Source organism: Stappia sp. ICDLI1TA098, assembly GCF_054880955.1.
Genome location: NZ_JBTZBT010000002.1, coordinates 704,233 through 721,204, shown reverse-complemented (window position 1 = coordinate 721,204; position 16,972 = coordinate 704,233). Strand labels below are relative to the sequence as shown.

17 protein-coding genes are annotated in these 16,972 nt (G+C 66.3%); 8 read left to right on the top strand and 9 right to left on the bottom strand.

Features of this window, described 5'->3' with window-relative positions:
• Window positions 1-63: 63 nt before the first annotated feature.
• Genes ACSLUQ_RS13590 through ACSLUQ_RS13580 form a run of 3 tightly spaced genes read right to left on the bottom strand, consistent with a single transcriptional unit; the run spans window position 64 to window position 1,458 of the window.
• The gene (locus ACSLUQ_RS13590) at window positions 64-606 is read right to left on the bottom strand and encodes a helix-turn-helix transcriptional regulator (RefSeq protein WP_417771988.1); all 543 of its coding nucleotides are present in this window, start codon (window positions 604-606) and stop codon (window positions 64-66) included.
• Window positions 603-1,193: a cytochrome b/b6 domain-containing protein gene (locus ACSLUQ_RS13585; protein WP_461808830.1), complete on the bottom strand. Its 591-nt coding sequence runs from the start codon at window positions 1,191-1,193 to the stop codon at window positions 603-605. The genes ACSLUQ_RS13590 and ACSLUQ_RS13585 overlap by 4 nt, the downstream gene beginning before the upstream one ends.
• A gap of 7 nt (window positions 1,194-1,200) precedes the next feature.
• Entirely contained in the window at window positions 1,201-1,458 is a 258-nt protein-coding gene (locus ACSLUQ_RS13580) for a PepSY domain-containing protein (RefSeq protein ID WP_417771990.1), read from the bottom strand.
• Between the two features lie 262 nt (window positions 1,459-1,720).
• On the opposite strand from ACSLUQ_RS13580, the gene ACSLUQ_RS13575 reads away from it, so the two are divergent.
• The 8 genes from ACSLUQ_RS13575 (at window position 1,721) to ACSLUQ_RS13540 (ending at window position 11,630) form a co-directional block, all read left to right on the top strand.
• Window positions 1,721-2,479 carry a MauE/DoxX family redox-associated membrane protein gene (locus tag ACSLUQ_RS13575; protein ID WP_461808829.1) on the top strand — a complete coding sequence of 253 codons (759 nt, stop codon included), beginning with the start codon at window positions 1,721-1,723 and terminating at the stop codon, window positions 2,477-2,479.
• 385 nt (window positions 2,480-2,864) lie between these two features.
• The gene (locus ACSLUQ_RS13570; protein ID WP_417771992.1) at window positions 2,865-3,878 is read left to right on the top strand and encodes an ABC transporter permease; all 1,014 of its coding nucleotides are present in this window, start codon (window positions 2,865-2,867) and stop codon (window positions 3,876-3,878) included.
• Window positions 3,879-3,917: 39 nt separating this feature from the next.
• Window positions 3,918-4,934, top strand: a complete 1,017-nt coding sequence (locus ACSLUQ_RS13565; protein WP_461808828.1) for a sugar ABC transporter substrate-binding protein — start codon at window positions 3,918-3,920, stop codon at window positions 4,932-4,934.
• 18 nt (window positions 4,935-4,952) lie between these two features.
• Complete coding sequence (locus ACSLUQ_RS13560) at window positions 4,953-7,070, top strand: ABC transporter permease (RefSeq protein WP_417771994.1); 2,118 nt, start codon at window positions 4,953-4,955, stop codon at window positions 7,068-7,070.
• Complete coding sequence (locus ACSLUQ_RS13555) at window positions 7,067-8,158, top strand: SMP-30/gluconolactonase/LRE family protein (protein ID WP_461808827.1); 1,092 nt, start codon at window positions 7,067-7,069, stop codon at window positions 8,156-8,158. The genes ACSLUQ_RS13560 and ACSLUQ_RS13555 overlap by 4 nt, the downstream gene beginning before the upstream one ends.
• A gap of 66 nt (window positions 8,159-8,224) precedes the next feature.
• Window positions 8,225-9,718: a sugar ABC transporter ATP-binding protein gene (locus ACSLUQ_RS13550; RefSeq protein ID WP_461808826.1), complete on the top strand. Its 1,494-nt coding sequence runs from the start codon at window positions 8,225-8,227 to the stop codon at window positions 9,716-9,718.
• 135 nt (window positions 9,719-9,853) lie between these two features.
• Window positions 9,854-10,756 (top strand): LysR family transcriptional regulator, encoded by a 903-nt coding sequence (locus ACSLUQ_RS13545; protein WP_417771997.1) that lies wholly within the window; start codon window positions 9,854-9,856, stop codon window positions 10,754-10,756.
• A 127-nt stretch (window positions 10,757-10,883) separates the two neighbouring features.
• Window positions 10,884-11,630, top strand: a complete 747-nt coding sequence (locus ACSLUQ_RS13540; protein ID WP_417771998.1) for a glucose 1-dehydrogenase — start codon at window positions 10,884-10,886, stop codon at window positions 11,628-11,630.
• A 153-nt stretch (window positions 11,631-11,783) separates the two neighbouring features.
• On the opposite strand, the gene ACSLUQ_RS13535 is transcribed toward ACSLUQ_RS13540, so the two are convergent.
• Genes ACSLUQ_RS13535 through ACSLUQ_RS13510 form a run of 6 tightly spaced genes read right to left on the bottom strand, consistent with a single transcriptional unit; the run spans window position 11,784 to window position 16,925 of the window.
• Entirely contained in the window at window positions 11,784-12,383 is a 600-nt protein-coding gene (locus ACSLUQ_RS13535; protein ID WP_461808825.1) for a hypothetical protein, read from the bottom strand.
• Window positions 12,376-13,140: a hypothetical protein gene (locus tag ACSLUQ_RS13530; protein WP_461808824.1), complete on the bottom strand. Its 765-nt coding sequence runs from the start codon at window positions 13,138-13,140 to the stop codon at window positions 12,376-12,378. Before ACSLUQ_RS13530 ends, ACSLUQ_RS13535 begins: the two co-directional genes overlap by 8 nt.
• Before the next feature lie 34 nt (window positions 13,141-13,174).
• Window positions 13,175-14,158 (bottom strand): carbohydrate kinase family protein, encoded by a 984-nt coding sequence (locus tag ACSLUQ_RS13525; protein ID WP_461808823.1) that lies wholly within the window; start codon window positions 14,156-14,158, stop codon window positions 13,175-13,177.
• Window positions 14,155-15,201 carry an ABC transporter ATP-binding protein gene (locus tag ACSLUQ_RS13520; protein ID WP_461808822.1) on the bottom strand — a complete coding sequence of 349 codons (1,047 nt, stop codon included), beginning with the start codon at window positions 15,199-15,201 and terminating at the stop codon, window positions 14,155-14,157. The genes ACSLUQ_RS13525 and ACSLUQ_RS13520 overlap by 4 nt, the downstream gene beginning before the upstream one ends.
• 3 nt (window positions 15,202-15,204) lie before the next feature.
• On the bottom strand, window positions 15,205-16,047 hold the full coding sequence (locus ACSLUQ_RS13515; RefSeq protein ID WP_417772003.1) for a carbohydrate ABC transporter permease: 843 nt from the start codon (window positions 16,045-16,047) through the stop codon (window positions 15,205-15,207).
• Window positions 16,048-16,049: 2 nt separating this feature from the next.
• The gene (locus ACSLUQ_RS13510; RefSeq protein ID WP_417772004.1) at window positions 16,050-16,925 is read right to left on the bottom strand and encodes a carbohydrate ABC transporter permease; all 876 of its coding nucleotides are present in this window, start codon (window positions 16,923-16,925) and stop codon (window positions 16,050-16,052) included.
• Window positions 16,926-16,972: the final 47 nt, after the last annotated feature.

Here is a 16,972-nt window from a genome sequence, read left to right as displayed (position 1 = left end):
ACGCCTGGTTTCAGCGCCCTCGCCGGTTGCCGCCGGCGGGGGCGTTTTCACGTCCGGCGCCTGTCATGGCCGGTGTGTGTCAGGGGAGGGGCCGAGCGGATGGTCGCCGGCCAGCAGCTCTTCCATGAAGATGCTGAAGAGCTGCGAGCGGCCATCGACGCCGGCCTTGGCGTAGATCCGGGTGCACTGGGCGCGCACCGTGCCTGTCGCCGTGCCCCGCAGGCTGGCGATGGTCTCGTTGTCGACGCCCTTGAGCACCATCAGCGCCACGTCGCGTTCCGAGGGGGTCAACGCCCAGCGTTCGAAGAAGCCGTCCATCAGCTCCGCCATCTCGCCGCGGGCCGCCCTCAGGCCGGTCGCCATCGTGTCCATCCGCGCGAGCAGGCGTCTCAGTTCGAGCATCAGGAAAATCACGCCGCCGGAAAGCGCCAGTGCCGCGATGGCCTCGAGGAGCATTTGAATGTGGTCGAGGTGATCCCCGTCGTTCAGGTCGATCATCACGTCGGCCATGAAGAACAGGGCGCACAGGCTCTGCAGCAGGATGAGAGCGGCAAGCGTCATCGCCCGCCGCTCTCGCGTGAATACCGGAAGCCAAGATCCGTTCATTCAACATTCGCTCCGTCGGGCACGCGCTTGCGTCCGTCGACCATCGCCCGCACCAGGGGTACCTTCGAGAGCCAGGTGTCGAAAGCGACGCCGCCCACATGCAGCGCCACGGAGATCACCAGCCAGTTGAAGGCGGTCTCGTGAACCTCCTTCACCCAGTCGATCCCGAAGAACCGCACCGTACCCATCATGTATCCGGTCACCGCCAGCGCGGCGACGGTCGCCCAGATGTTGTAGACCATCAGGGCTCCGAGCGGATTGTGCGACAGATGCACGGTCCTGTCGCCCCGTCGCAGCGCGGCGAGATGGCGCAATGCCCGCGCCGGGCTCGGCGGGAACGAGGTGAAGCGCACTGGACGCGGGCCGATCAGTCCCCAAAGAAGCCTGACCGCGAGAAGACCCGCGGCCGTATAGCCGACCCACATGTGCAGGCTTTCCTCCGGGTCCGTGAACACGCCGTTGAGGAGGATGCACAGCGCGAGGCTCCAGTGAATGAGCCGGACCAGCGGATCCCAGACGGCGAACTCGCGGGACTGTCCGTCGCGGGCGCCGAAGCGCCCGCCGATCCGTTCGTCGATGGCGTTCATGGCCGGCTCACTTGATCTTGAGCTTGGCGACCTTGCCGGTCGTCGCGTCGACATAGACCTCGCCCATCTTGCCGTCCTTGACGAAATAGACCTCGATCCGGCCGTCTTCCATCTCCGACTTGCGGACCTCGTAGCCCATCTCCGTGAGGCTGGCCTTCACCGCGTCCATCGTGGTGCCGAGGGTGCTGTCCTTCGTCAGGTCGGCGGCCAGCGCCGGGGTGGCAAGGGCGGCGGTGGTGGCGAGAACGATAAGAAGCTTGCGCATGTGACATGTCCTTGGGTTGCCGGACCCGGGGTCTTCGCGCATCTGGCGAGGCCGGGCGGCGCATTGCATTGGCCGGTCCGCTATCGGGCCGGTGCCGCCGATCTGGGTTGGAACGGGCCCCCTGCGCCATTGGCAGCGGGCGTAGATGCCAGCGCGTAAGCGCGCGCTTACGCGGCCCTCCCACCTGTCGGGGAACACATCCGTCGCCTGGCGCGTTGGGCTCTTGACCCCCGACGCAAGGCTACACACGCAGGAGGTTCCCATGAGCACCGGACCCGCCACGCCGCGCCGCGCCATCCTCTGGCGGATGGTGATGCCCGAGCATCTCTGCCCCTTCGGCCTCAAGTCGAAATGGCTGCTGGAGCGCAAGGGGTACACGGTCGAGGACCACCATCTGACGACCCGCGCCGAGACGGATGCCTTCATGCGTGGGGAGGGGGTGGAGACGACGCCTCAGACCTTCATCGGCAACGAACGTATCGGCGGCTATGACGCGCTGCGCGCGTATTTCGGCCACCGCGTGCCGAAGGAGGGCGACACCTCCTACCGGCCGGTGGTCGCGATCTTTGCGATTGCCGCGCTGATGTCTCTTGCCGTCGCCTGGCTGGTGGAAGGCTCGCCCCTGGTCGTGGGCACGCTCGAGCGGTTCATCGCCATCGCGATGGTGCTCCTCGGCCTGCAGAAGCTTCAGGACGTGGAGGGCTTCTCGACCATGTTCCTGAACTACGACCTGCTGGCGCGCCGTTTCGTGCCCTATGGCTATCTCTACCCCTACGCCGAAACGGCAGCCGGCGTGCTGATGCTGGCGGGTTTGCTGCCCTGGCTTTCGGTGCCCGTGGCGCTGTTCATCGGCACGGTGGGGGCGGTGTCCGTCTTCAAGGCGGTCTACGTCGAGCAGCGCGAGCTGAAGTGCGCCTGCGTCGGCGGCGGCTCCACCGTTCCACTTGGCTTCGTCTCGCTGACCGAGAACCTGATGATGATCGCCATGGCGCTGTGGATCGGCTTGCGCGCCATCGCCTGACCCGAAAAGGCCAGCTCGCTTCCTCCCTGCCGGTCGCTCCCGTCCGCCTTGCGCCGCGCCTCTGGCGTGTGGTCGTCTCTCAGATCCTTGTTCCCCGAGGCGAGGGAAACGACCGGGAAAGCCGACAAAAGTCCTGCCAAAATCGCCGGGATAAGACGATTTCCGTAGGGACTGAAAGGGGTTGCACAGCGCATAAGAAAAACGAAATTGCGGCTTCCATCAGGGGTCGCGGATGATCGTCGCTACCTTGGCCGGGGAGGGCCAGGGCCCAGGGTGGACACCAATCACCGATCGCGACACGGAACCGTTTGCCCAATGGCTGGCAGCGGGCGGGGCGCGGGCGCGTGTCCTGTCCGCCCGCGGCAAGACCAGATGGGAGGAAGACGTGGCGGGAGCACCGAAGGCTTCGGGGTCCGGTATCGGCGTCTTGCGCATGCCGCGCAAGATCAGTCAGGAAGCGGTCGTCATCACGATTTCCGTCGTGCTGTTCGTCCTCTTCTCGGTCTTTCTGAACGATTTCAACACAAAGGCGAACCTGGCCACGTTGCTGAAGAACGTGTCGATCCTCGGCACGCTCGCCGTCGGCATGGGCTTTATCGTCGTTGGACGCGGCATCGACCTGACCATGGTCGCGGTCATGGTGGTTGGCGTTGCCTTCAGCATATGGCTGTCGAGCAAGGGGCTCGATTTCACCGTGGCGCTCCTCGTCGGTGCCGGCGTTGTCGCGCTGATCGGGCTTTTCACCGGCATCATGGTGGCGGTCGCCGAGATCCCGCCGATCTTCGCCACCCTGGCCATCGCCTCGACGGTCTACGGCTCGGGCCGGATCCTGTTCAGCTCGGACGTGCTTTATGCGCCGGCCGATGCCAAGTGGCTGAGTTTCGTCGGCGCGGGAAGCGTGTTCGGCATTCCGGTCGCGGTGTTCGTCTTCGCGCTTGTCGCCTTCATCATGAGCGTTTTCCTGAAATACACGCGCTTTGGCCGCTTCGTCTACGCGACCGGCGACAACCCGGACGCGGCGCGCACCTCGGGTCTGCCGACCCGGCCGGTGATCATCACCCAGTATGTGATCGCCGCGCTCATCGCCTTCGTCGCCGGCATCCTCCTCACGGGGCTGGTCACCGGCATCAACACGCGGCTCTACAACTCGACGATGATCTATGACGTGCTTCTCGTCGTGGTGCTCGGCGGCATCGGCCTGGCGGGAGGGCAGGGCGGCGTGCGCAACGTGATCGTCGGCACGGTCCTGGTCGGCATCCTGATCAACGGCATGACGATCATGAACATCAGCTACACCAGCCAGAGCCTGATCAAGAGCGTGATCCTGCTGCTCGCTCTGGTCATCGACGCGCTCATCAATCCGCGCGACGAGCAGACTTCGCAAAGCGGAGACATCTGAGGCCGCGGGACATCAATGACATCTCAGGGAGGAAAGAGAATGGGCGTTGCAAAGAAGATGGTTTGGGGGGCGCTGGCGGCGCTGACCCTTTTCGCTCAGCCGCAGATGTCGCAGGCGCGCGACATGGAGCAGATCGGTCGGGCGGCCTATCTGGAGGCGATGAAAGGCAAGAAGGTGATCTTCGTGCCGATCTCGCAGGGCTTCGACCTCAACCAGGCCTGGGTCGCGGTGTGGCAGCGCCACGCGGAGCGCTACGGCTTCACGCTTGAGGTCCGCGATCCCAACATGGACACCAGCGCCGGCATCCGCGCGCTTCAGGGCGCCATCGCCGAGCGTCCCGACCTGCTGATCGTGCAGAACCCGGACGTGCAGACCTACGCCCGCATGCTGAAGCAGGCCCAGGCCTCCGGCATCAAGGTCATCCAGGTCAACATGCAGTCGGCGACCCAGACCGACAGCTATGTCGGCAACGACTGGATCGAGATGGGCCTCCTCGAGGCGCGCGAACTCGCCAGGGCCTGCACCGGTCCCGATGCGCCCTCCGGCAAGATCGTCTGGCTCGCCGGCGTGCAGACCGGCGCCGCCAACATCTTCATGCGAGCCGGCCTTGATCAGGTGCTGGCCGAAAACCCCGGCCTCGAGCTCGTCTCCGACCAGCCGGCCGACTACGACAGCGAGAAGGCCCGCCAGATCACCGAGACGGTTCTGCAGCAGCACCCCGATCTCTGCGGCATCATGGGCATCTGGGACAACGCCGAGGTCGGTGCCGGCGCGGCCGTTCTTGCCGCCGGCAAGCAGGATCAGGTGACCATCGTCACCAATGGCGCCGGCAGCTCCACGGGCTGCGACAGCATCCACAAGGGCCTGCTCGACGTGATCTACAACTTCAACGCCCCGATCCAGGGCGAGATCGCCGCGCAGCAGATTTCCGAGCTTCTCCAGCACCCCGAGCGCGAGGCCGGATCCGAGAAGACCGTCTTCTTCGGTCCCGTGACCCGTGTCGATACGTCCAACGCCTCCGGCCGCAACTGCTGGAAGCTCGAAGACCTCAAGTAAGTGACGGAAAAGCGCGGCATGTCCCTGTCTGAAAGCATCGTTCGCTGGCGCTACCGGCTTCTCCCCGACCATGTTGTCGGGGAGGTGCTCAGCAAGAAGTGGATCGACAGCATCATCCCCTTCATGGCGCTGGTGATACTGGTTTCCATCTTCGGCAGCATCGTGCCGCGCTTCTTCCATCTCACCACGATGGCGGATCTGAGCGGTCAGGTCGCCGAACTCGGCCTGATCGTGCTGGGCCTCACCATCGTGATGATCTCCGGCGGCATCGACCTTTCCGTCGGCTCGACCTTCGCCATCGCGGTTCTTACCGCGCTCTACGGCATGAATGTCGGCCAGTGGGGGTTCGGCGCGGGGCTTGCGGCAACGCTCAGCGTCGGCGCGGTCTGCGGCATCATCAACGGCTTCCTGGTCGGCATCCTCAGGATGCGGGCCTTCCTGACGACGCTGGTGACGCTGATCATCTTCCGTGCGGTTTTCGAGATCATTTTTCCGGAGATCTCCACCGACATCGTCATGAGCTACCCTGATTCCCCGCTCTACGATCTTCTCGGCATCGGCCGGGTGTGGGGCATTCCGGTGTCCTTCCTCGTCTTCGCGGTGATCGCCCTGGCGCTGCATGTCGTGTTGTCGCGAGGGCGATACGGTTGGCGGCTGCTGGCGGTGGGCGGCGCCCGCCGCTCGGCCTATAACGCCGGCGTCAATGTGCGCTTCACCGTCTTCAGCGCCTATCTTGTCTGCTCGATGTTCGTGGCGCTGGCGGCCTTCTTCTTTTCCGCGCGCATTGGCAGCGCCGCCTCCGACATCGGGTCGGGTCTTGAGCTTCAGGCTCTTACGGCGACGGTGCTCGGCGGCATTTCGCTTGGCGGCGGTCGCGGCTCGGTCGCCAAGGCGTTGATGGGCACGGTCTTCGTGCTGATCCTGTCGAACGGCCTGCTGACGCTTGCCGTGCCCGGACCGGTCAACGATCTCGTGCTCGGGCTGGTGCTGGTCGCCGCCGTGTTCCTCGACGTGCGCTGGGTGAAGAACCGCCACAAGATCCTGCGCAGCGTCTACATCTCTCCGACCTACAACAAGATGCCGCCGGCGGTCTCCACCGCGCCAGGGTCGCCGATGGCGCCCAACGACAGGTTGCGCGGCGTCGGGGTGATCGGCCTGGGCGTTCTCGACGGCGCCGAAGATGTGATCTTCGACCGCGACGACAATCTCTATACTGGCAGCCGCCAGGGCGACATCCTGCGCTGGTTCCCGCCCGACTACACCCGCCACGAGGTCTTCGCCCATATCGGCGGCGCGCCGATGGGCATGGTCTTCGACGAGGCCGGCAACATGGCCGTCTGCGTCGGCGGCATGGGCCTCTACCAGATCACGCCGGACGGCAAGGCAAGCCTGCTGACGGCGGAAACCAACCGCAGCCTGACCTCGGTCGCCGACGACAGCTCGATGAAGCTTGCCGACGATTGCGACATCCTTCCCGACGGGCGGATTGTCTTTTCCGAGGCGACGATCCGCTTCGAGATGCACGACTGGTACGCCGACGCGCTGGAAAGCCGTGGCAATGGCCGGCTCATCTGCTTCGATCCGAAGACGCGCTCGACCCGCACGCTGATCAACGGTCTCGTCTTCCCCAACGGGGTGTGCACCTCCTACGACGGGGAATCCGTTCTCTTTGCCGAGAGCTGGGCCTGCCGCATCAACCGCTACTATTACGCAGGGCCGAAGAAGGGCCGGCTGGAGCGGGTGATCGAGGGCTTGCCGGGCTATCCCGACAACATCAACCGCGCCTCCGACGGCACCTACTGGCTGGCGCTGATGGGCATGCGCACGCCCGCGCTCGACCTGTCGCTGGAGATGCCCGGCTTCCGTCGGCGCATGGCGCGGCGCGTGTCGGAGGATGCCTGGCTGATGCCCAATCTCAACACCGGCTGCGTGCTGCGCTTCAACGAGAAAGGCGAGATCCTCGAGAGCTTCTGGGACCAGGGGGGGCAGAAGCACCCGATGATCACCTCGATGCGCGAGCACAAGGGCGTGCTCTATCTCTGCGGCATCTTCAACAACCGCATGGGCACCCTGCCGCTTCCCGACGCCGATCCGCACTGGTGCGGTGTCGACAGCTACTGGAGGAAACCGGCATGACGTTCCTCGGCGGGTTTCTCGACCGCTTTCTCGGCCGCGGCGACTGGTCGATCACGCTGCCCGTGCTCGACGGTCCGCTGTTGCCCAACCAGGCGCTGGAGGAGGCGGAGACTTTCGCCGAGCTCGAGGCGGCGGACAATCTCGTCGCCACTGAAAAGGGCCTGGTGGCGAGTTCCGGACAGAGGCTTCTGCGGTTCTCCCGCGATGGCGGTGCACCCGAGCTTGTGGCGGAGTTCGACCGCCCGGTCTCCGCGCTCGCCGGCGCCAAGGGCATGCTCGCCGTCGGTCTCGACGGCGAGGGCGTGGTGATCCGCGGCGGACCGCATGACGGGCGGGTGTTTCCCGGCGACGGCGCCGGGGCGTTCGGCGCGGTGACCGCGCTGGCCTTCTTCGACGCCAACACGCTGCTGATGACCAGCGGTTCCCGGCAGGTCGGCGCTGGCGAATGGCGGCGCGACCTGCTGCAGAAGGGGGCGAGCGGAAGCCTCTGGAAGCTGGACCTGCGCAGCGGTCAGGCGACGTGCCTGGCCGAGGGTCTGGCCTGGCCCGCAGGCATCGCCACCACCGGCTCGAGCCGGGTCTATCTCACCGAGGCCTGGCGCCATCGGGTGGTCGCCTTCGACATCTCGAACGGAAAGACGGAGCCCGTGCTGGAGCATCTGCCGGCCTATCCGGCACGCATCGCGCCCGCCTATGACGCCGGCTACTGGCTTTCCTTCTATTCCGTGCGCAACCAGCTCGTGGAATTCATCCTGCGCGAGGACACGTTCCGCAACCGGATGCTGACCGAGGTGCCCGAGCCGTTCTGGATGGCCCCCTCGCTTGCCTCCGGGCAGCATTTCCGCGAGCCGATGCAGGGCAGCCAGCTCAAGCAGATGGGCGTCTTGAAACCCTATGCGACGACGCGGTCCTACGGCCTGGTGGTCGCCTGCAACGCGCGCATGCAACCCTATGCCAGCTACCATTCGCGTGCCGACGGCACGGCCCACGGCGTCGTTTCGGCCTGCGAGCTTGGGGACGATCTGGTCGTCGCCTCGCGTGGAGGCGGACGCATCCTGCGGCTTCCGGCGATCGCTGGCGGGCGCTGAGGCGCTGGGAACAACACAACATCAGGGCAGGCGGCGGCACCTTCGCCAGATGCTCCGGGAGGCGACATGAGCGACATCGTCCAGTTGCGCGACGCGACCAAGACCTTCGGCGGCAATCCGGCCTTTCGGAATGTCGATATCGGCCTGCGCAAGGGCGAGATCCACGCGATCCTCGGGGAGAATGGCGCCGGCAAGTCGACCGTGACCAAGGTGATGGCGGGCGTGCACAAGCTCACCTCCGGCCAGTTGCTGCTCGATGGCAAGCCGGTGGAATTCTCCTCGCCCTCCGATGCTCTTGCCGCCGGCATCGTCATGGTGTTCCAGGAGACCAACCTGGTGCCGGCGATGACGGTCGCGCAGAACATTTATCTGGGCGAGGAAAAGGTCTTCAACCGCCTGCGTGGCCTCTACATCGAGGCGCGACAGTTTCTCGTCGGAATGGGCTTTCAGGTCGACCCGACCGCCCAGGTCTCGACGCTCGGGGCGGCTCACAAGCAGATGGTGGAAATCGCCCGCGCCGTGCACCACAAGGCCCGCGTCATCATCTTCGACGAACCGACGGCGACGCTGACGCCGGAGGAGAAGCGCCACTTCTTCAATCTCATCGAGCGGCTCGTCGCCAAGGGCGTGACCATCGTCTTCATCTCCCACGCGCTGGAGGAGGCGCTGGAGGTCTCCGACCGCATCACCGTCATGCGCGACGGCGAGATCGTGGCGAGCGGGGAGGCGAAGGGGTTCACCCGCGCCTCGATCGTTCAGGCCATGGTCGGTCGCAGCCTGACGGAGACGCTGCACGGCGCGGCGCCGCGCGCTGCCCGGCCCTATGGCGAGAAGGTGCTCTCGGTCGAGAACCTGTCCTATGCCGGGCTTGTGCGCAATTCGTCCTTCTCGGTCTTCGCCGGACAGGTCACCGGCATGTTCGGCCTCGTCGGCGCCGGGCGCACGGAGATGGCCAAGGTCGTCTCCGGCGTGATCAAGCGCAATCTCTTCTACGGCGGCGAGGTCCGCCTCCACGGCCGTTCGGTGCGCTACCGCGTGCCGCGCCATGCGATGCTCGACGGCATTGTTTATGTCACCGAGGACCGCAAGCACGACGGCTTCTTCGAGACCATGACGGTGGGTGAGAACCTGCACGTGGGCGAACTGTCCAACGGCGCGAACCCGCTCAGCGTCGTCTCCATGTCGCAGGCCCGCAAGCTGGCCAAGGAATGGGGCGAGAAGCTGCATCTGAAGTCGATCAGCGACAAGGCCCGCATGATCGAACTTTCCGGCGGCAACCAGCAGAAGATCGTCATCGCCAAGGCGCTGATCCAGCAGCCGAAGCTGATCATCTTCGACGAGCCGACGCGCGGCGTCGATGTCGGCGCCATCGTCGAGATCCACCAGCTCATCAGCGATCTTGCCGACCAGGGCATGGCCGTCGTCGTCATCTCCTCCTATTTGCCCGAGATCCTTGCGGTGGCCGACCGCATCCTCGTTGCCAAGCGCGGGCGCATTGTCGAGGAGATGATGGTGTCGGACGCGACGGAAGAACGGGTGATGTTCGCCGCCGTCCACTGACGGACCCGGAAATAGGGAGGGTTCCGGCCGGGATTTCCGTAGCCGGGTATCGGGATTTCTGGCAGGGCGCCCTTGCATTTCGAGACCGCAGGAGGCCTAATCGCGGCTCCCTGCGGCGCGATCCTGCCGACCGATATGAGCAATGTAAACCTCAAGCTTCTTCAGACCTTTCTGCTTGCCGCCGAGCATGGCAGCTTTCGCCGCGCGGCGGAGGAGAGCCATCGCTCCGCCTCGGCCGTGAGCATGCAGATCCGCGACCTGGAAGAGCAGGTCGGCATCAGCCTGTTCATCCGCACCCCGCGCCGCGCCAACCTGACGCCGGAAGGGCGGATCCTGTTTGAACAGGTGCGCCGGGCCATGCAGGACGTTCAGTCCGGCCTGGACAGGCTGGCCGAGATCGCCGCGCAGCGCCAGGGCCGGGTGCGCATCGCCTGCGCGCCGACGCTTGCCAGCACCCGCCTTCCCGACATCCTGGCTACCTTCAAGCTGCGGTATCCGCGCAGTTTCGTGGAAGTGAAGGAAACGCCTCCCACCGCCGCGCTGGTGCTGCTCCAGCAGCAGGAGGTGGAATTCTACATCGGGCCGGAGGTGCCGCATCTGGCGGAATTCCAGTTCGAATCGATCATCGACGATCCACTGGTCGCCTGCGTGCCGGGCGAGCACCGCACCGAGGCGCGCGCCTTCGCCCTGTCCGACCTCGGAGCCGGCGCCGCGCCGCTGATCCTGCTCAACGACAAGACCGCCGTGCGCGGGCTGATCGATCGGCTCACCGCCGAAGAGGGGATCGTGCTGACGCCGCAATACGAGGTGGAGAACGCCCAGACGGCGATCGCGCTGGCCGAGGCGGGGCTTGGCGTCAGCATCGTGCCGAGCATCGCCATCGGCATGCGCCATGACGATGCGCTGTCGGTGGTGCCGCTGTCGCATCCGCAGGCCCACCGTGCCGTCGGCATCATCACCGCGCGTGGCTATGTGCAGCACGGGTTTTCCGAACAGCTGATGGATCTCATTCGCACCAACCTGCGCGAGATGGCCTGAGGTTTCCTCCCGGCCATCGAATGCCGACAGGCCTGCTTGCAGGAAACCTCAAGACCCGTTCAGATAATCCGTCTGTCCTTTCGCCCGCTCATCTTCGAATGTGCGGCCAGTTTTGGAGGAACATGACATGCGACTTGAGGGCAAGACTGCCATCGTCACCGGCGGAGGGTCGGGGTTCGGTGAGGGGATCGTTCTGAAATTCGTGGCCGAGGGCGCGCGCGTCGTCCTGGTCGACCGGGACGGGGATGCGGCCAAGCGCGTCGCCGAGAGCGCGCCGGCGTCGATCGCCCCGCTCGTCGCCGACGTATCGTCGGCCGAGGGCTTCGCCCAGGCGCGTGATATCGCGCTGTCGCGCTTCGGTGGTCTCGACATTCTGGTCAACAACGCCGGCGTCGGTCACACGCCCAAGCCGCTGGAAGAGATCGACGAGGCGACCTTTGATCGCATCGCCAACGTCAACATGCGCTCGATCTATCATGGCGCGCGCGCCGTCGTGCCGCACTTCAAGGCACAGAAGAAGGGCGCGATCCTGAACGTCGCCTCCACCGGCGGCGTCTCGCCGCGCCCCAACCTGACCTGGTACAACGCTTCCAAGGGCTGGGTGATCACCGCGACCCGCGCCATGGCGGTGGAGCTTGCCCCCTTCGGCATTCGCGTCAACGCGATCAACCCGGTCGCCGGCGATACGCCGCTGCTCAAGACCTTCATGGGCGAGGACACGCCGGAGGTGCGCGCCAAGTTCCTGTCGACCATCCCCATCGGCCGGTTTTCGACGCCGGAGGACATGGGCAACGCGGCCGCGTTCCTGTGCTCCGACGAGGCGGGCATGGTCACCGGCATCGCCATGGAAGTGGATGGCGGCCGCTGCATCTGAGTGCCGCCTCGCGCGGTGGCGGCCGCTCCGCATGGGGTGAGGCTGCCATGAGCTGCGACAGCGGATCCGGTCGTGACGACGGCGGGCAAGGGGCACCCCTTCCCGCCGTTTTCGTTTCGCCGGAGCCCCGCCTTTGTTGCGGGAGCGGCCGTCTCAGCCGCGTTCGGCGACTTCCCGCTCCAGCCGGGCGCGGAACACATCGGGCATCGCCCAGTTCGGCTGATGGCCGAGCAACATCTGCAGGAAGCCGACCGAGAAGCTGGCGTTCTTCGCCGCGTTCTCGCGGAAGGACCACCAGTGGCGCAGGTCGTCGATCGCCGCCGAGGGCTCCGGCGCGTGGCGGAACTCCTGGCGCGCGGCGGCGGCGTGCACGGACAGGCAGAAGAGCGTCGACACATAGCCCTCCGGCCAGAAGGCGGCGGCGCTGCCCGGCGCGGCCTTCGTCGGCGCGGCCAGGGCGCGGATCGGCATGTCGGCGGTCAGCTCGCGCAGCATGATGCCGGCGGCGAAATCGAAATAGTCTTCCCGTGCCGACTTGTCGGAGGGCTTTTGCCGCTCGACGGTGCGCAGCCAGCGCACGAAGATGCCGGCGAGCTTCGCCTCGTCGATCTCGAACCGGCAGCCGATGTCGGCACCGAAGGCCTCGACATGCCGGCGGAAGGCTGTGGTGAACCAGCGCAGACGGCGGACCGCGATCCGGAGCGGCTCGTTTGTCTGCGGAAACGCTTCCGGATGGCGCGGCAGCTCAGACATGAGAGGCGAACTCCAGGTAGAGGGCGGCAATGCGCGCGGCGTCGCCCGCCCGCGCGGCCGTCTCCACGTCGCCGGCCAGCGCCACCGCCAGGTCGGTGGCCGCGGACAGCGCCGCCTCGTTTTCCTCCTCGCCGGCGCCCGATTGCAGCCAGAGCATCACGGAGAAGAGGGCCACCGGCTCCAGAGCGGAGGCGGCAACGCGCGTTTCGCGCCCGCCCGGCAGGCCGCGGATGGCGCGCGCCTCGATCATGGCAAGGGTCAGCGCCGCTGCCATGCGTGCTTCGGCCGCCGCCTTGTCGTCGGTCCCCGGCGTCTCCTCGATGGCCGCATGGGCGGTGTCGCGGGCAAGCATCTGCGCGTGGGCGGCGGCAAAGGCGCTGCGGGCGGCCGCCTCGCTGACGAAGGCGTCCTTGGCGCCGAGCCGCAGCAGAACGTCGCGCAGCGCCGGATAGGCGGCGGCGGCGAACAGTTCGCCGTGATCACCGCGCGCGGCGATCTCGGCAAGCGACGACGAGGCGGGATGGACGCCGCCGAGCACGGCCTTGGCCAGCTCCGAGGCGATGCGATCGGCACCCTTGGCGAGCGTCTCCACGTCGCGCAGCATGCTGCCGGCCAGATGCGCGGCCGGTTGCGGCAGCATGTCGATGGTCAGCGTCTCGCGCAGCGTCGCGCCGCCGCGCCGCAGCACATGGCGGAGCCCGCGCAAGGCCTCGCGAAGCGGCATCGGATCGGGTGTTCTCGGCGAAGGGCTGGTCAAGGCTGTGGTCCCGTTTCTGGTGACCGAACTTAGCCTATGTCGCGCCCGCGACCAAGCTGTCGGTGGGCTGTCGCGGAGCGGTCCTGCCGATGAAATCGAGGGTCGTGGGATAGTCGACCACGCCGGCCTGGCTGCCGAGCCCGGTGGCGTTCTGCGCCGAGCTTGCCTGGGCGATCCGCACCGCCTCCTGCGGGCTCAGGCCCTTGATCAGGCCGGTGGCGAAACCGCCGTTGAAACAGTCGCCGCAGCCGCAGGTGCACTTCACCTCGATGCCGAAGGCCGGCGTATGGAACTCCAGCCCCTCGCGGTCGCGGTAGAAGGCGCCTTCCGCGCCAAGCGTCAGGATGACGCATCCCGCGCCGCGCTCGAGCAGGAAGTCCGCGAGCGCGCGGTTGTCGGAAAGGCCCGATAGCGCCTGGGCTTCCTCCTCGGAGGGCAGGAAATAGTCCGTGTACGGCAGCAGTCGCTCGACCTTGGGCAGATCGTCGGGTGTCGAAGCGAAGACGTCGAGCGTGGTGATCACGCCGCGCCGCCTGGCCTCCGCCATGATCTCCTCGGTGCGGCCGCTGTCGTCCATCCGGTTCATCAGTCCGACGCCGCCGACATGCAGGATGCGCGTGTCGAGCAGGTCGTCCATCTGGTCGTCGCGGATCAGGAAACCGTCGGTCGCGCCACGCTTGTGCAGAGCCGGGCGCGCGCCGTCTGGACGGGTCGTGACAATCGACGAGGAGGTGGTGAAGCCGGGGCAGCGCGCCATCATGCTGGTGTCGACGCCGAAGCGGTCGAGCTTCATCAGCACCCAGTCGCCCATGTCGTCCTCGCCAACGCCGCCGACAGCCCGGGACCTGAGCCCGTGCTTGGCGGCGACGATGACGGCGGAACCGGCCGCGCCGGAGACCGCAAGCGTCAGCTCGTCGACGAAGATCGTGCCGCCGCCCGGCGGGATCTGGGCCACCGGACGGCAAAGCGCGTCGAAGGTGATGAACCCCATGGACGTGAAGTCGAAGCGCGGGCTCATGCGACCTCCCTGATCCGGTTGCCCGTTTCGTCGAAGTAATACAGCCGATCCGCGTCGAAGCCGATGCCGATCGGCGTGTCGATGTCGGCGCGGAAGTCGCGCGCCGCCTTCACTTCCATCTGGCGTTCGCCGAAGGCCACTGTCAGATAGGTGACGTCGCCAGTCGGCTCGACGCCGTAGACCGTGCCCGTGAGCTCGCCGCCGCTGACGCGGCAGTCCTCCGGGCGAACGCCGAGCGTGATCGCTCCGGAAAGATGCGCGGGGCAGGGGGCGGAGACGCCAGGGGCGGTGAAGCGCCCGGCCGCGGCTGTGCCCTCGATCAGGTTCATCGGCGGCGAGCCGATGAAGCCGGCGACGAAGGTGTTGGCGGGATCGGTATAGATCTCGTCCGGCGTGCCCACCTGCTGGATCGCGCCGCCGTTCATGATGACGATGCGGTCGGCGAGTGTCATCGCCTCGATCTGGTCGTGGGTCACATAGACCGTCGTCACCTTGAGCTGGCGCTGCATGTGCTTGATCTGCACCCGCATCGAGGCGCGCAGCTTGGCGTCGAGATTGGACAGCGGCTCGTCCATCAGGAACACCTGTGGCTGGCGGACGACGGCACGGGCAAGGGCCGCGCGCTGTCGCTGGCCGCCCGAAAGCGCGCCCGGCTTGCGGTCGAGGTAGTCGCCGAGCTCGACCATGTCGGCCGCCTGGCGGATCAGCGCGTCGTGCTTGTCGCGGGCGATCTTCCGCATCCGCAGGGGAAAGCGGATGTTCTCGTAGATCGACATGTTCGGATAGAGCGCATAGCCCTGGAACACCATCGCCACGTCCCGGTCGCGGGCGTCGATCTCGTTGACCACCTCGTCGCCGATGATGATCTGCCCTTCCGTCGGCTCCTCCAGTCCGGCGATCATGCGCATGGTGGTGGTCTTGCCGCAGCCCGAGGGGCCGAGCAGGACGAGGAATTCCTCGTCGGCGATGTCGAGCGACATGTGTTTGACGCCGGTGAAGGCGCCGTAGCGCTTGACGATGTTCTCAAGTCGGATGGAAGCCATGTCTCAGCCCTTGACCGCGCCCATCGTCAATCCGCGCGAGAGGTGCTTCTGGATCAGGATCACGAGGATCAGGATCGGCACGAAGGCGAGGAAGGAGACGAGGGCGATTGCATTGTAGATCACGCCGTCGGAGCCGCCGGTGAAGTTCGCCAGCGCCACGGACATGGTGTAGGCTTCGGACGTCGAGGCGATGAGCAGCGTGAACAGGAATTCGTTGATGGCGAAGATCGCCGCGATCACGGCGGCGGTGATGATGCCGGGCAGGCAGGCCGGCACGATGATCTCGCGCAGGATCGTGAGATCGCCGGCCCCGTCGGTGCGCGCGGCATCCTCGAGCTCCTTGGGGATGTCGAGCATGTAGCTGCGGATGATCCAGGTCACGAGGCTGAGGTTGATCGCCGCATAGACCAGCATCAGCGCCCACACGGTGTTGAGCAGCCCCAGCTCCCGGAACAGGAAGAAGATCGGCACGGCGACAATGGCGGGAGCCATCATGCGCGTCGACAGGATGTAGAAGCCGATGTCGTCGCGCCCCTTGAACTCGTAGCGCGACAGTGCGTAGGCGGCCGGGATCGCCAGCACCAGATCGATGACCACGGAACCGGCCACCGCGACGACCGAATTGCGCAGGTATTGCGCGATCGGCCAGTCGCTCATCAGCAGCCGCCAGGCGTCGAGCGAGAAGGTCGGCCAGTAGATCGGCTCCGGCACCACGATCTCCGTGCGCGGGCGAAAGCCGATGGTGAGGAACCACAGGATCGGGGCGAGGCACAGCAGCGCCCAGCCTCCCAGCACCAGATAGCGCAGCAGCCGGCTCTCTCCGCGCTTCCTTCGCAGGTTTGCCATGGTCAGGCCCTCCCCGAGTGGAACGCGCGCTTGACGACGGTCTGCGCGATCAGGATCGTCAGCGCCAGCATCAGCACGGAGGCGGCTGAGGCATAGCCGAAATTGAACATGCGGAAGCCCTGCCGGTAGATGAAGAAGCTCATCGTCTCCGTGGTTCCGCCGGGCGAGCCCTGCGTCATGATGTAGACATTTGTGAACATGGTGGTGATGTCGATGCCGCGCAGCGTCACCGCGACGACGATGATGGGGCGCATCATCGGCAGCGAGATGTTCCAGAAGATGGCGGGCCAGCTTGCGCCGTCGAGGCGCGCGGCCTCCTCGATCTCCTGGTCCTGTCCCTGCAGGGCGGCGACGAAGATGATGAAGAGGAACGGCGTCCATTGCCACACGTCGGCGACGATCAGCGTCAGCCGCGCGAGCGGCACGGAGCCCAGCCAGTCGACGTTGCGATCAACGACGCCAAGGCCCATCAGCAGGTCTGAGATGACCCGCCCGTCGTTGAACGCAAGCTTCCAGATGTAGGCGACGGCCGAGGGCATGAACAGCATCGGCATCAGGAAGATGATGCGCCAGCCGCGGATCAGCGGGTCGCGGTAGGCGAAATAGGCGAGCGCCATGGCGATCACCGTCTGCGCCGTCAGCGAGATGCCGCCGATGATGGCGGTGTTGCCGAGCGCGGCCCAGAACTCGCGGTCCTGGATGATGCGCTCGTAGTTGCCCAGACCCGTGAAGGTCCAGTTGACGAAGCGCACGACATAGAGGCTCTGGTAGATCGCGAAGATGCCGGGATAGAGCGTGATCGCCAGGAGATAGACGACTGCCGGGCCGACCAGCAGATAGGGGAACGCGCGCCGCAGCCAGGGCGAACGGCGGCGCACGGGCCGGGGAGCGCGGTCGGGGGCGGTCTGGACCGCCCCCCCGCTCC

Excerpts from the sequence above, each read along its gene's own strand:
- ACSLUQ_RS13555 (WP_461808827.1), top strand. The coding sequence starts at position 7,067 with ATGACGTTCCTCGGCGGGTTTCTCGACCGCTTTCTCGGCCGCGGCGAC.
- ACSLUQ_RS13580 (WP_417771990.1), bottom strand. The coding sequence starts at position 1,458 with ATGCGCAAGCTTCTTATCGTTCTCGCCACCACCGCCGCCCTTGCCACC.
- ACSLUQ_RS13550 (WP_461808826.1), top strand. The coding sequence starts at position 8,225 with ATGAGCGACATCGTCCAGTTGCGCGACGCGACCAAGACCTTCGGCGGC.
- ACSLUQ_RS13565 (WP_461808828.1), top strand. The coding sequence starts at position 3,918 with ATGGGCGTTGCAAAGAAGATGGTTTGGGGGGCGCTGGCGGCGCTGACC.
- ACSLUQ_RS13540 (WP_417771998.1), top strand. The coding sequence starts at position 10,884 with ATGCGACTTGAGGGCAAGACTGCCATCGTCACCGGCGGAGGGTCGGGG.
- ACSLUQ_RS13560 (WP_417771994.1), top strand. The coding sequence starts at position 4,953 with ATGTCCCTGTCTGAAAGCATCGTTCGCTGGCGCTACCGGCTTCTCCCC.
- ACSLUQ_RS13525 (WP_461808823.1), bottom strand. The coding sequence starts at position 14,158 with ATGAGCCCGCGCTTCGACTTCACGTCCATGGGGTTCATCACCTTCGAC.
- ACSLUQ_RS13520 (WP_461808822.1), bottom strand. The coding sequence starts at position 15,201 with ATGGCTTCCATCCGACTTGAGAACATCGTCAAGCGCTACGGCGCCTTC.
- ACSLUQ_RS13575 (WP_461808829.1), top strand. The coding sequence starts at position 1,721 with ATGAGCACCGGACCCGCCACGCCGCGCCGCGCCATCCTCTGGCGGATG.
- ACSLUQ_RS13535 (WP_461808825.1), bottom strand. The coding sequence starts at position 12,383 with ATGTCTGAGCTGCCGCGCCATCCGGAAGCGTTTCCGCAGACAAACGAG.
- ACSLUQ_RS13590 (WP_417771988.1), bottom strand. The coding sequence starts at position 606 with ATGAACGGATCTTGGCTTCCGGTATTCACGCGAGAGCGGCGGGCGATG.
- ACSLUQ_RS13585 (WP_461808830.1), bottom strand. The coding sequence starts at position 1,193 with ATGAACGCCATCGACGAACGGATCGGCGGGCGCTTCGGCGCCCGCGAC.
- ACSLUQ_RS13545 (WP_417771997.1), top strand. The coding sequence starts at position 9,854 with ATGAGCAATGTAAACCTCAAGCTTCTTCAGACCTTTCTGCTTGCCGCC.
- ACSLUQ_RS13515 (WP_417772003.1), bottom strand. The coding sequence starts at position 16,047 with ATGGCAAACCTGCGAAGGAAGCGCGGAGAGAGCCGGCTGCTGCGCTAT.